Origin of the sequence: Bacillus sp. 007/AIA-02/001 (genome assembly GCF_004634455.1) — a bacterium.
Lineage (GTDB): Bacteria > Bacillota > Bacilli > Bacillales > Bacillaceae_G > Bacillus_A > Bacillus_A cereus.
In genome coordinates this window covers 1-13,057 of sequence record NZ_SEIY01000026.1, presented here as the reverse complement: position 1 = coordinate 13,057, position 13,057 = coordinate 1, and the positions used below count along the sequence as shown (strand labels likewise).

The window sequence follows — 13,057 nt, the reverse complement described above, 5'->3', positions numbered from 1 at the left end:
ATGTCCATCCCCCTGTTTGTTATGTACTTTCTTTCAATGTTTTCGGAAGGTAAATTGTAAAAATAGCTCCCCCATTTTTCTCGTTTTGAATTTCAATTGTTCCCCCTAGTAGATCTACCATTTCTTTCACGTTTGCTAGTCCGTAACCACGATCATTTCCTTTCGTTGAAAATCCTTTTTGAAAAATAGTCGTGATTTTTTCTGCCGGTATCCCTATCCCACTATCTATCACTTCAAACACAATATCGTGCCCAATATCCGTAACAAAGAAGGACACATTCTTTTCCTCTTGTGTACTCACCGCATCAAATGCATTGTCGATTATGTTTCCAAGAATCGTAATAAGGTGCGAAACTTTTATATGGTCTGGTAACGGATGAAGCGCACTATCTCCTTCAATATGAAAATCAATTTTCTTCTCAGATGCTGTTCCGATTTTTCCTAATAAAATAGCTTGTACTTTCGCATCATGAATTTGATGGAATAAAATATGGTTTTGACTTTGATGAATATTAGATTCTTGTTGAATAAATTCAATCGCTTCTTTGTAATGTCCTAATTGAAGTAATCCTGATAAGACGAAAAGTTTATTTGTAAATTCATGCGTTTGAGCGCGTAAATCCTCGGAATACTTTCTTACCTCAGATATTGTGTTCACAAGGTTTTGCAGTTCTGTTTTATCTCTAAAACTGCATACAACGCCTACCGTACTATTATTTTCGAGTATCGGTGTCATGTTTAAAATAAACACTTTATCTTGAAACGCGATTTCTTGATCGCTTTCTAGCACTCTTTCCATATTAAATTCCGGTAAAACTTTTGAAATGTGCTGCTGCATATAATCACCATTTACATGAAGCATCTCTTCTGCCGAAGTGTTCATCATCGTAATAAAACCGTTTTGATCAATAGCGATAATTCCTTCTTTTATAGATAGTAGTATCGCGCTTCGTTCCCGGTATAACGCCGCAATTTCATTCGGCTCTAAACCGAGTGTATCTTTACGAATGCTACGTGCTAAAAGAATGCCGCCAATAATTCCGACTACTAATACAGCTAAGGAAAAGAGTATAATTTCTTTCGTTCTGCTCAGTATGTTAGATTCAATACCTTTTATTAAAAACTCTACTGTCACAACACCTACGACTTGATCGTAGTCTCCGTTATGAACAATAATGGGTGCCTTTGCCATTAAAGCCGGACCACTTTCACCATTTCCTTCGAGCGTATAATAGCCACCAAAAGTAAGTGCCTCATAGTTATACGGGTTGTTACTCTTTGTGCCAATTAATTCCGAATTTGAATGGGAATACATCACCCCAAAGCGATCTTCTATAATGATATAATCTGCATCAGCTTGCTCACGAACTTGTTCCGCAATGGATTGGATCGTACTTTTATGTTCTTTATTTTGAAAAGCATCTTTTATAGCTGGCATGAAAGAAAGAGATTTAGCCGTTTGCAGTGCTAACTGTTCCACTTGGTGCTTCGTATCAACGGACTGAATGTAAACAAATATTCCTGTTAGTAGGAGAACGACAAATACAATTAACGCGATAATTAAGCTTACTATTTTCGTTTGTAATGACACTTTGCGTGATTTTTTCATGCTTCATATCCTTTGATAAAATATTCAAAACTATCAATCTCCTTTTTCTATTATTATGACAAAACTGAAAATGAAGCAACTATTAAAACTCTCCATGTACATAAAGTACAAAAAGAATAAAATTGTCATAATATTGAGATTTCTAATAAAGAACAGTACAATTCAAATACAATGAACACGCTTTCATATATACCTTTTATTACTAAGCAAGAGGAGGAAAGATTATGGCTCAAGTAAAATCTAATCGAGTCGCCGGCAATATTTTTAAAGGGTCTGTCGGCAATTTAATTGAATGGTACGATTGGTACGTTTACTCTGCTTTCGCTGTTTACTTTTCAGCAGAGTTCTTTCCTAAAGGAGATCCAACGAGCCAGTTACTGAACACAGCAGCTATTTTTGCAGTTGGATTCTTAATGCGCCCTATCGGAAGTTTATTAATGGGACGCTATGCGGATCGGCACGGACGCCGGGCAGCATTAACGCTTTCGATTACAGTTATGGCCGGTGGTTCTTTAATTATCGCCTGTACACCTAGTTACGAAAGCATCGGTATTATGGCACCAATTATTTTAGTTCTTGCTCGTTTACTACAAGGATTATCACTCGGCGGAGAGTATGGAACTTCCGCAACGTATTTATCTGAAATGGCTAGTAGTGGTCGCCGTGGCTTTTATTCAAGCTTCCAATATGTAACGCTCGTTGCTGGGCAAATGGTTGCGTTAGGCGTTCAAATTGTTCTTCAGCAATTGCTAAGCGAACCAGATATGAAGGCTTGGGGCTGGCGCATTCCATTCATTATTGGAGCGATGGGTGCAGTAGCTGTATTATGGCTTCGCCGCACGATGGATGAATCGGAGCAGTTCGCAAACATAAAATCACAAAAACGCGAAAGCGCAGGAACCGTTCGCGCTCTTATGAAACACCCGAAAGCAGTATTAGCAGTAGTCGGCCTAACATTAGGAGGCACTGTCGCATTCTATACGTACACAACATATTTACAAAAGTTCATGGTAAACACAGTCGGTCTTCCGAAAGAAGTTGTAAGCTGGATTAACTTTGTCGCACTACTTATTTTCGTCGTACTTCAACCAATTGCAGGACTACTATCAGATAAAATCGGACGCCGCCCATTATTAATGGCATTCGGTATTCTTGGAACATTACTAACAGCACCGATCTTCTTCTTCATGGAAAAAACGACAGAACCAATCGTAGCATTCTTACTCATGATGGTCGGTCTCATCATCGTTACTGGTTACACTTCTATTAACGCAATTGTAAAAGCAGAACTCTTCCCGACCGAAATTCGCGCACTAGGCGTAGGTTTACCATATGCACTAACAGTTGCGATATTTGGCGGAACAGCTGAGTTCATCGCATTATGGCTAAAAAGTATCGGAATGGAATCACTATTCTACTTCTACGTAGCTGGATGTATCGCGATCAGCTTTATTACGTATTGGCGTATGGATGAGTCATCGAAGACTTCGCAGATTGAGGCAGAGCTTGGTGGTGGGGATACATTAGTTAATAATAAGTCTAGTTAAAATTATGTATTCTATAATCTTCGTTTATCTGAACTCGATTTACTTTATCTAAGAAGGCATAATTCATTAAGATATAATTTAAAAACCTCTACTTATATGTAGGGGTTTTTGTATGACGAAAAAACACGTATTATCGACAATTGCAAAAAGCTGGAGACTTTGCTGGTATAGAATCTATCGGTACTCACACCATGCGAAAAACCTTCGGCTATTGGTTCTATAAACAAACAAAAGATGTTGCTATGTTACAAGAAATTCTTAACCATAGCACATCCCCCTGAAATATATTGGAATTAATAAAGAAGAAAAAGATAATATTCTTGATACATTTCAAATTTAATTCACTTAAAATTACTATTTCAATCATCATAAAAAAGACCTTTTATTTTAAAATAAAAGGTCTTTTTTATAAACATATATGTATTAAGATTTATATTTTTTTACTGTACAAGGAATAGTTACAATGTACAAATCAATAGCATAGATTGTAACACAGATACCTTTACCTTCAGCTTCTAACTTTTTATCTAGTTGAGACAAATGCTCTGAAACTTTTCTTTTTCCCCATCTTCTAGGAAACCATTGAAAAACCTTAGGAACATTATATTTTTTATTATACCAAGTATTCAATCTCCAAAAAATGAAAAAAACCAAAACAATAATTATGATATGAAAAATATCAGAATATGAAATTCCTAAAACCATATTATATTTTCTCCATTTTCACTAAAACTCAGATAATTTACTTCTTAATTCTAATTCATCCTCTGTTTCGAAACCCTTAAATAATAAATGAATTATTTGATTATGATTAAAAAACACATTATATTCTTTTGATAAATTACCATGAGGATATGGACAAGAAACATAATCGCATAATTTATTATCAGCTTGTTGTTGCTTTCTTCCATAAATCATAAGAGGTTGATTAATTTCTTCTATAAGAGCTACAGAACCAATTGGTAATAATTAGCCTCCAATTGGAAAATAAGAGACGAACAAAGACAATCTACTCAGCTCTCCTAAGATTTTAATAGTTTAATATTTGATTTTCAAGTTTGCCTTCACAAATTCCTGTTAACACTAATAATAAGAAGAACAGGCCGTAAAACGGGCGATCAATTTGATCATATAGGTCATACGCTTCGCCAAGTGGAACATCCGAATCATGTGGTTGTTCACCCTGTAACAATTACTAACAGCGCGTAGAAAACATTTGGATAAATAAGAGGCAAATAAATGATTAAAAAGTTGTAACCCCTACTATAAGAAATACTATTATTACCAAAGGAAGAATGATAATCATAAAGGATATTATTATTGTTAATAATGCTTTCCATGCTGAAAATTGGTGTGCTTCTCCTAAACATTTTAAGGAAATAATGATTGTCCAAATTCCAATAACTATATCAATTATGGCAAAAATAAGAAACAAAATCGTTAAAGTTATGCTACTCTCCATTTTCGGTGTCTCACTCGTAAAGTTTTCTATCCCAAACAAGAAAAATGAAGGCACCCAAACTAATATAAGAGAGTAAACGTAAGGGATATAAGAATAGGCAACTGAGTAACGTGTTTTCTCAAAGGTACCTTGTCCACCAAGTTTTTTTGCCACCCAATTAAATAACGCTGGTAACAAAAAATAATAAATTAAGAAGGCAACGAAGGTACCGAATATAACCATTGAGATTAATGAAACTGGACTACTTATTGAATCCGCCATATTTTTAGAAGATGCTCGATCTAAAGTCTGTACGAATGAGCCTAGTAAAATGAGTAAAAACACATTCTTTGGTTTGGATATAAAAATTTCTTTCATTGTATCACGTGGTTTTGTCCAAATGGAGAACCAAGGATTAAGCGCACGTTTAAATTGATTTTCTGGAGTTTCCATATAAAAAACATTCCCCTTTCTTAAAACATATTAAATTTAAATCCCTAATTATCCCAATTATGTACATATAAATATTAAAGCATAAATAGTCGATTATTTAAATGTAAATATTCAATCATTTAATTTCATCTGAAACTTAGGGGGAGTGCTTCTTAGCAATTACCTCTATATTTTCTTACATTTTTAACTATGGGCTGATTAGTTACTTTCATTTTTGAGTACCTCACATTCTTTAATACACGGGATAAACAGCTATAATCTTATCATTAATAAGAACAAACCTAATTTCCATTCCTTCAGATGTTTTACCACAATATAATCTTCCACTTATACATCTTTTATTGCTATAAGCCTCGTGAATGGCTTCCATAAGAAGAATGCGATTATATACTTGAAATGCAACAAATTCTCTTTAAAAGCCTATACGTATTTTCCCTCCATCTTCTATATGCTTCCGTAAATAATAATACTTATGGAGTTCTATAATCATATAAAACAAACCAAACGAAAACACTGTGCATGCACACATAAATACAATCGCACCCATCTGTTGTGTTGCAATGCTAAGAATTATATTAGCAATTAACTGCCCCGATCCAGCTGCAATAGCTGCTACTTTTACACCACCAATTTCTTCATTCTTAAATGTTTCTTTTATCATAATTAATTTATTTTCTTCAATGACCTAATCCTCTCTAACTAAATAGCTTTTATTCTTATCTTCCCAGTATCTATATTCATAGGGTACTTGTTCATCAAATCGCTGTAAATAACCTCTCCAGTTATTCGGAATATATTCTTCAAAAGATATTGATTCCGGATAATTAGAATAAAAAGTTAAACGCTCAAAATCTATTAGGAAACATGGATTATAATCATAATAGGCTTCTTCTCTATTAGTTCTTAGTTCTCTTAAAAATTCTAACCTAATATCTTCTGTAAATCTTTTATATTTTTCTATTCTTTCTAAAAAGTTAGCTATTGTAGTCTCATTTAAAATACTAATGCCTTTTCTTTCTTCTGGATATTCACTAGGAGGATAACCAGCTTGATTATAATCTAAACACCATAAATCTGATTCAGTTATATACCAATTGAGCTTATTTTTATATTTTACACCCACTATAATATTTTCGGCGTATAAAGGCTTAATCATTTAACTCGTTCTCCTCTCTTACTTAATAACTTTAGCATTTCGTCCATATTCTACTAACCACCGACTAGTGGGGTCAGGTAATTCGTATGCAATACCTTCAAATTCATTTTTATCAAAAGTACCCTTGTCAACAATCTTAGGAGCTGTTCTACCCTCGTTAAGTGGATTAGTTTTATAATCCTTCTGAATAAAAACAGCCTATGTAGTTATACAGGTTCTTCAACCATAAGTAGTTGTTTTCTTCCGTAAATTACAACCTTTTTTGTCCCTCCTTTTAAGAGAACAATAGAGCCATTTGGTAAAAACTTTTCTTTAAAAAATTGCATAATTCCCTATCCTTGCTTTATCTAAATGTAATTCTATATTCATGATGTTGCTTCTCCCTTTTCTTTTCCGCATTCTTTACTGACTATAGGAGAACCACGATTATATACTTAAAATTCAATACAGACTCTTTAAATGGTTTCATGTGTTCTACCCCCATCTTCTATATGCTTCCTTAAATAATAGTACCTATGGAGTTCCATAATGAAATGAAACAACATAAACGAAAGCATGGAGTATACACACATTAATACAATTGCTACCATCTTTTGTGTTGCAAAACCAAGACTGATATTAGCAATGAGTTGACCCAATCCTACAAAAGCCACTACTCCAAAACTAGAGTTTTTTTTCGATGATTTTGATTTTTTGATTGATTCCTGAAGTTTTTTAATATGATTTTTATAATAATAATGCAAAGCAAAAATATACAAACCAACCGAAAAAATAAAATAGATAGGAGTTTGTAATCCTAACATTCCATATGCAAACTTTTGGGTTATAACTAATAATCCTACTGAACATACGATGCCAAATACCCCACGAAATAGAGTGTATTGTAATTGCTGTTTCCTAGGATTTATAACAATCTATATCGCCCACAATTTACACTTAAATACATTGGTATCAATAAAGAAGAAAAGGATAATATCCTTGATACATTTCTCCTTTAATTTCTTTAAAATATATATCAACCTATTAAAAAGCAAATATTAGTCTTCTTTTTTAATTAAAATATTAAAAGCAAAAAAACTTTAATAAAAATTCAAACCCATAAATAAAATTTAATTATTTTTCTTACATTATTCTTTTAACATACTTAAAAACTCACTAAAATTATCTGCAACTTCACTAGTTACCGGATTCAACTCTTCTGATTCTTCATGATACCATACCACAACAGATGGTATTTCCTTTTCTCTAAAATCTAAACAAAGAAAATCACCTGCGAATAAAACAGCAAATGGAATAACATTTATCCCTGTTAAATCTTCATCATCCGTTAAACGAGTATCGATATCAGATAATACAACCTCTATATCATACCAACCATTTTCATCATCATCTTCTGGGTCCTCCAACAAACATAAGAAACGTTCAATTAAAAGTTCGTTTTTTTCATGTGAAAAAACATTAGTAATTGGAATAGAGCCATTATATTTTTTCAAAAAATCTATAAAATCATTTGGTAATTTTATCTCACAATATTCCTCAAATGATTCAATTAATTCATCATTTGGTGATTGAAGTTCACTACCATTTTTAATCTTCATTTTAATTCCTCCATTTCTTTACCTACCTTTAGATCTATAAGACCAATGTCCTTCACTCCGCCCACCTTTATGAAATATGCTATTATGTATTCCAAATGGTACTAATTCCATTTTACCTGGCATCTAACCATTTAAATTGTTGTTTGTCACTTGCCAACCACATTTCCTCTGGTAACTCATCCGATTTAATAATTAAACCAGCTTTCTTAAAATCAGGATATTGTGTACCTAATTTCATAGGGACATCAGGTATTAAACCTTTCTCAATAGCAACCTGCCTAATAATAGCTTTTTGGGGAGCTGTTAATTTTTCTCCACCACTAATCTACCTCCATTTCCACGGACTATTAGAATTTACTACTGCAGCATTATATTCTAATTCAAAATCGAGATATTTCCCTTCTACAGCATCGTCTAAAATCTTTATATATTCATCCACTTCATATAAATTTTCTATAAAATCAGATACAATAGCAATCTCTTCCTGTAAACGAATTCTTAATCCACTAAATGGATTACACCAAAATTCATGCGAACTATCTCTCCACCCATCATCATATCTAAATACCTTTAGATTCTTTTGCAATGACTATTGCTGATAATTATTTAGGAAAAAAGACTTTAAAACCTGAGATAATGGAGAAATATGAAATAATAGATAGAGCTGACCTCTATAAGAAGTCAGCTCTATCTATTATTTCAATTCTTTATTTTTTCCTTTTTTAAATTCTTTTTGTTTATCTTGCCAAATATGAATTAAATCTACTAATTCAATCGTTTCTATCTCACAAAAATCTCCCTTACCATCTTCAGCCAAATTGTCTAGGACAGTAGTTGTATCTTTCCGAATTTCTAAACCACAAATGTTTCCATTTACTACTACGTAATTTTCTTTCCCATTTAAAACACTATGTATTTCTTCTAAAATCCAATCTCCAAACGCAGAAACTTCAACGCCTAAAAAAGTCTCCATAAGTTTAATTTCTTGAGGAAGCCTCATAACTAGTTTTCCATTGGTAAGTACTTCAAAGCTATATGGATATTTCATTACTATTGTACTCCTTTATACTAAAGATAAAATTTATTCCGCTGGGAAAGCAGAGATAATTTTCCCATTCCCATCTATATACATGCTAATCCTTATACCCTCTGAACCTATTCCAGAATATGTGTTACCAAATTCATACGTTCTATTATTATATGCTTCATTTATATTATCTACAATCTTTTGCGGGCTCCAATCTTTAGGAAAAAATGTAGAAAATCCTCTATTTCCAGTTTTAGGGGTTCCATTCACTTCTACCCTAGCTTTATAAATGCCTTGATCATTTAATATCTCTTCTGTTCCGCTAATTATTTTTCCAGGTGTATTCTCCAATACTTCAGTATGATAACCCATTGCGTCACCACGCCAATTTATTTCACCCTCTAGGATATGTTTGAGTGTATTTGGTCTAAATTTTTCTGTATGTTGTAAATTAGATATAATTTCCCTATTAGAAAGTGAAGATCTATGATTTTCATTAACAAAATTACTCCCACCAGAATTACTTTCACCTCTAGCAAACTGATAGGTCGACAGCTTTTCTTCAGCTTTTTTAAAATCAGGCGTATCAAATCTAAATCGCAAACTATTTCCACCAGCAAAAGCAAAGCGATCTCCCATTTGTAAATTACTTGTAATATGTGAAACAGCTTGCGGAATCTTATTTTTTGCTAGTTTGGTCACTTTACCTGCTTGACCTAATTTACTTGCTTTACTTAATCCTTTATCACCAATAAATCCTAATCCAACTTGTGTTAAAGCATAACTTCCCCATTTAGCACGACTTTCAGCATCTCCATTTATTACATCATTAATAAATGAATCTGACAATACATTATACATCGTACTGAGGGTATCAATAGGGTGCAAAGCAGCGTTCCCCATGTTTTCCCACGTTTCCCAATCTCCTAAAGCTTTTATTCCGTCTATTGTATCGCTAACTGCTTGTCCCGTACCATCTACAATACCGTCCCAAATTTTTTCACCAGTAGATTTTTCAGGTAGCTTACCACACATTTCACCTTCTTCAATTGAATTGGTAGCTTGTCGTGCCCTCTCTTCTGTAATCCCTTGAATTGAAGTTGTCCATTCCATATTCAACCCTTGCGTACTAAATGTACCACTTGCAGGACTAAACCCTTTCCCACTTTGAACTTCCGCAAGACCTGCAGCAATACTAGCTGCTAATTGAAGGGCTGTACTATAATTATTACTAGAGGTCTGATTGAATTGATACAAATGATCCAGCTTTTCTTGCAGTTTTTTCCTCATCACAGTAAAAAGATTCGCCATAGCGTCCATACCTGGGATTGGCATAGCTTGACTGATGGCTTCCATACTTGCTTTCATTCGGTCAATTTCTCGAATTTGTTCTAATATTTCTTGTTCAATTACATCTGTGGAAGCGACTTGTGATTGAAATTGACTTGGAAAAGCATCGTTCTGGCGAATTAACTCTTCACACAGATAAATGATTCCTTGCGCTAAAGGACGAAAGGTTTGTACAAAAAATGATTTTGCACTGCTATAAGTTTGTCCTTGTAGAACAGTATCAATTGCAAAGGCATCAATTGACTGAATGACTTGTTCCATACCTTGAATAGTAGCGTTACATACAGCATTCATACTTTGAGTTTGGCCTTGTACTTCTCCTAAATACATATTTAAGCTCATGCATTGACCTCCCTCGCTAATTGTTGTTGTTGATAGGAAAGGTCGTTTTCTAAATCACTAAGGTTTCGTCTTTCTTTAAGCAACGTTTCTTTTTGGTTTTCTAATTCAAATGTGACTTTTCGTTCAATATGTTGTGCCTCTTGATATGTATTCATAAAAAATTGAGACATTTCTCTATCACCATGCCAAGTTCCTAAAATTCGATCAAACAAACGATGGTTTCGACCTCTCCATTCATAAAAATCTGCTTCCGCTTGCTCCTGAATGTGAATCGCGGATTGATTTCGGTCTTGTTCTTCAAATACACTTCTTAACTTTTGATTTACTTGATTGATTTGTTTTTCAATATCTTGACTCATTATATTCCTCCTACTATTTTACCTTTACGTAGGTTGTCACATTAGCGAAAAGTGTTGTGAAGTTCGTTATCCATTCTCTCAAACTCTTGGGCTACTGAATGAATATTATCGACCGCTTGTTGAAAGGCAGTGGAAAATTGTTTCGTAAAATCTAACATTTGTTGATTCGCTTCTTGTGCTTTGGAATTAACAGATAGTGTTGTACGCGTCGCCTTTGTTATAGAACGATTTGTTGCACTTTGGATTATATTCGAAGCTGTTCTCATCTGCGTAGCAATTTGTTGTGCCGTTTGAAAATTACTTTGAAATTGTCCCATCACTCAAATCCTTTCTCTAATTTTCAGAAGATGCCAAAGAAATCCCAATAAATATATGAAAATTCCCTATTAATATCACTCTTTTTAAACGTGTGTCCAGCTAAGTTGGGCATGCAATCAAATGAGCCATACACTATAAGCTGTATGGCTCATTTGAAATGCCTGTTATATAGAGTATGACAATTTTTATTTCAAACCGAAATTACGTGATAATTCTTCATCATGAGAAGCAACAGCTTCTGCAGTTTTATTAAGCTGCATATTAATTTCTTGTAATAGCTGTGCGAAGTTTTGTACTTTTGGCTTTAATTGATTGAACTGTTGATCAAAACCTTCGAAAGCACGACCTTCCCATTCTCCTCTTAATTCATTTTGTAAATTTTGTAGTTGACTTAAAATGTCCTCAATTTGATTTGCACCTTGTCCATATTGAGCTGCTTTCGATTTAAGCTCCTCTGGTGACATACGAATTTGTCCAGCCATTTTCATTTCCCCTTTAATACATAATGAGCAAAATATAAATTGGTTAATTTTACTAAATATATTATAATGTATTATTTTGAACTTTAAAACATTTTATCTTTCTATTGAATATTAGAATATTAATATTCAACTTTTTCTTACTTTACAAGATTTTATGCAAAAAAGACCACCAAAAGGCAGTCCCTCAAAACTCAATCCCATCCCGCGCTCCACTACTTTCTCATACAAATAATTCGCAACGATTATATCTACTACAGCCAAACCAACTGATTTGAAAATAGTAATCTCTTCATCATTTTCGCGTCCGTTTTTCCCCCGCTTAGGATTTGTCCAAGTTTGGCGTGGAGATTGCTAGTTTTATCGGAATTTGAAGATCATCTGTTTCTAGATCATATTCAATTAAGCAATCCTACAAATACCTCTTCTTCCTCCTCTATAAAACCTACAAATATAATTTCTTCGATATCCTTATGATTAAATACAAATGTATACTCAGGATTAATATATCCTTCTGAATAAAAACAGCCAATATAGTCATACATCACAAGTTCTTTAATCCCAAGTTTTTGTTTTCTTCCATAGTTATTTATGTGAATTCAGCTCGTTTTTTTGTTTTGGGTGAAAAAATTTTTAACTTGATAGCAATGTGGTGCTGCACCTATTAGGCAAATTCGACAAAGAAAAGATACCCAAAGGTGCCTTCCTCCCACTTGAACCATCTTAATTTTATTGTGTTGTTATTATATAAGAAAAGAAGACATCACTTAAGATGTCTTCTTTTCTTGTACACTTGGTGTTAAGAAGGTATTTATTGCTTAAAAACCATAAAAAAATATAACAATCATCGAGTAAACCTATTATAGCATCAATAAATAGAGTTTTTATATGCATTTTTACATATATATAGATTTATTTATGTTTTATCTATATAGTTAAATTGTCTGTTTCTTGTTTTAATTCGTTTGTTTATTTTGAGTGCTCCAGCAATGGAGCCTTTTTTATGCAATAAAACATTTTCTTAGCATTACTTAGTTGATCTATATTAACTTTACCCTCTTAAATTATATCTATATTTTACCAAACAATTATATAGATAACCAGTTTTTTCTAATAATCTAGTGGATTGATAATTTTAATGGTAGTTATTAATACTTACAGGAAAATTCAGTATGCAATGGAAATTGAGAAATCAAGAATTATAAAAAACTTATAGTATCTTTTGTAAAAGCATATTTATAATTTGTATATTAATATGTTATAATTTAATTTCTAAAACTACCAAAAAAGGACTGCCAGTATGAAGTGCACCCCAATTGTTAGACACATAATTAACAATTGGAGGTGCATTTTTTATGGCTAAATTTTCTTCAAAAGA

General features: G+C 33.1%; 15 protein-coding genes and 7 pseudogenes. 3 read left to right on the top strand and 19 right to left on the bottom strand.

The genetic code is table 11. The annotated features are described in order from the left end of the window. Window positions 1-19: 19 nt before the first annotated feature. Window positions 20-1,609, bottom strand: a complete 1,590-nt coding sequence (locus ES895_RS27280) for an ATP-binding protein (protein ID WP_135238802.1) — start codon at window positions 1,607-1,609, stop codon at window positions 20-22. Window positions 1,610-1,833: 224 nt separating this feature from the next. Here ES895_RS27280 and ES895_RS27275 point away from each other — a divergent pair, with 224 nt between their 5' ends. Together ES895_RS27275 and ES895_RS27270 are read left to right on the top strand one after the other, a co-directional pair. Beyond that, window positions 1,834-3,156, top strand: coding sequence for an MFS transporter (locus ES895_RS27275; protein ID WP_084065374.1), 1,323 nt, complete (start codon window positions 1,834-1,836; stop codon window positions 3,154-3,156). 131 nt (window positions 3,157-3,287) lie between these two features. Further along, window positions 3,288-3,496, top strand: a pseudogene (locus ES895_RS27270) (site-specific integrase); the annotation flags it as partial. Between the two features lie 83 nt (window positions 3,497-3,579). On the opposite strand, the gene ES895_RS27265 reads toward ES895_RS27270, so the two are convergent. From ES895_RS27265 to ES895_RS27230, 8 genes and pseudogenes are all read right to left on the bottom strand, one after another. Further along, window positions 3,580-3,861: a hypothetical protein gene (locus ES895_RS27265; RefSeq protein ID WP_135238801.1), complete on the bottom strand. Its 282-nt coding sequence runs from the start codon at window positions 3,859-3,861 to the stop codon at window positions 3,580-3,582. A gap of 21 nt (window positions 3,862-3,882) precedes the next feature. After that, a complete protein-coding gene (locus ES895_RS27260) occupies window positions 3,883-4,074 on the bottom strand; it encodes a DUF4176 domain-containing protein (protein ID WP_000639126.1) in 192 nt (63 codons plus the stop codon). Window positions 4,075-4,186: 112 nt separating this feature from the next. Next, window positions 4,187-4,348 (bottom strand): hypothetical protein, encoded by a 162-nt coding sequence (locus ES895_RS29515; protein WP_043328555.1) that lies wholly within the window; start codon window positions 4,346-4,348, stop codon window positions 4,187-4,189. Between the two features lie 51 nt (window positions 4,349-4,399). Beyond that, complete coding sequence (locus tag ES895_RS27255) at window positions 4,400-5,050, bottom strand: Yip1 family protein (RefSeq protein ID WP_000449722.1); 651 nt, start codon at window positions 5,048-5,050, stop codon at window positions 4,400-4,402. Between the two features lie 412 nt (window positions 5,051-5,462). After that, a pseudogene (locus ES895_RS27245) lies at window positions 5,463-5,681 on the bottom strand (hypothetical protein); the annotation flags it as partial. A gap of 54 nt (window positions 5,682-5,735) precedes the next feature. Further along, on the bottom strand, window positions 5,736-6,206 hold the full coding sequence (locus ES895_RS27240) for a hypothetical protein (protein ID WP_000595043.1): 471 nt from the start codon (window positions 6,204-6,206) through the stop codon (window positions 5,736-5,738). A gap of 178 nt (window positions 6,207-6,384) precedes the next feature. Then, a pseudogene (locus ES895_RS27235) lies at window positions 6,385-6,532 on the bottom strand (DUF4176 domain-containing protein); the annotation flags it as partial. 129 nt (window positions 6,533-6,661) lie between these two features. Further along, a pseudogene (locus tag ES895_RS27230) lies at window positions 6,662-7,138 on the bottom strand (hypothetical protein); the annotation flags it as partial. Between ES895_RS27230 and ES895_RS29930 the strand changes: the two are divergent. Continuing rightward, window positions 7,130-7,204: pseudogene (locus tag ES895_RS29930) on the top strand (integrase); the annotation flags it as partial. The pseudogenes ES895_RS27230 and ES895_RS29930 overlap by 9 nt on opposite strands. 129 nt (window positions 7,205-7,333) lie before the next feature. Here ES895_RS29930 and ES895_RS27225 read toward each other — a convergent pair. The 10 genes and pseudogenes from ES895_RS27225 to ES895_RS27185 form a co-directional block, all read right to left on the bottom strand. Continuing rightward, window positions 7,334-7,804: an SMI1/KNR4 family protein gene (locus ES895_RS27225; RefSeq protein WP_000694781.1), complete on the bottom strand. Its 471-nt coding sequence runs from the start codon at window positions 7,802-7,804 to the stop codon at window positions 7,334-7,336. A gap of 18 nt (window positions 7,805-7,822) precedes the next feature. After that, the gene (locus ES895_RS29925; protein WP_088351714.1) at window positions 7,823-7,915 is read right to left on the bottom strand and encodes an HNH endonuclease; all 93 of its coding nucleotides are present in this window, start codon (window positions 7,913-7,915) and stop codon (window positions 7,823-7,825) included. Between the two features lie 244 nt (window positions 7,916-8,159). After that, window positions 8,160-8,390, bottom strand: a pseudogene (locus ES895_RS29505) (hypothetical protein); the annotation flags it as partial. Window positions 8,391-8,498: 108 nt separating this feature from the next. Next, complete coding sequence (locus tag ES895_RS27215) at window positions 8,499-8,852, bottom strand: type II toxin-antitoxin system toxin (RefSeq protein ID WP_000877046.1); 354 nt, start codon at window positions 8,850-8,852, stop codon at window positions 8,499-8,501. Between the two features lie 33 nt (window positions 8,853-8,885). Next, complete coding sequence (locus ES895_RS27210; protein WP_098005583.1) at window positions 8,886-10,523, bottom strand: ribonuclease; 1,638 nt, start codon at window positions 10,521-10,523, stop codon at window positions 8,886-8,888. After that, window positions 10,520-10,882 carry a DUF3958 family protein gene (locus ES895_RS27205; RefSeq protein ID WP_000076120.1) on the bottom strand — a complete coding sequence of 121 codons (363 nt, stop codon included), beginning with the start codon at window positions 10,880-10,882 and terminating at the stop codon, window positions 10,520-10,522. The genes ES895_RS27210 and ES895_RS27205 overlap by 4 nt, the downstream gene beginning before the upstream one ends. Before the next feature lie 41 nt (window positions 10,883-10,923). Then, on the bottom strand, window positions 10,924-11,199 hold the full coding sequence (locus tag ES895_RS27200) for a TIGR04197 family type VII secretion effector (RefSeq protein ID WP_000529655.1): 276 nt from the start codon (window positions 11,197-11,199) through the stop codon (window positions 10,924-10,926). A 186-nt stretch (window positions 11,200-11,385) separates the two neighbouring features. Continuing rightward, window positions 11,386-11,682 carry a WXG100 family type VII secretion target gene (locus ES895_RS27195; RefSeq protein WP_000918587.1) on the bottom strand — a complete coding sequence of 99 codons (297 nt, stop codon included), beginning with the start codon at window positions 11,680-11,682 and terminating at the stop codon, window positions 11,386-11,388. Window positions 11,683-11,808: 126 nt separating this feature from the next. Further along, entirely contained in the window at window positions 11,809-11,961 is a 153-nt protein-coding gene (locus tag ES895_RS27190; RefSeq protein ID WP_229163620.1) for an ornithine cyclodeaminase, read from the bottom strand. Between the two features lie 116 nt (window positions 11,962-12,077). Next, window positions 12,078-12,263, bottom strand: a pseudogene (locus ES895_RS27185) (DUF4176 domain-containing protein); the annotation flags it as partial. Window positions 12,264-13,057 lie beyond the last annotated feature (794 nt).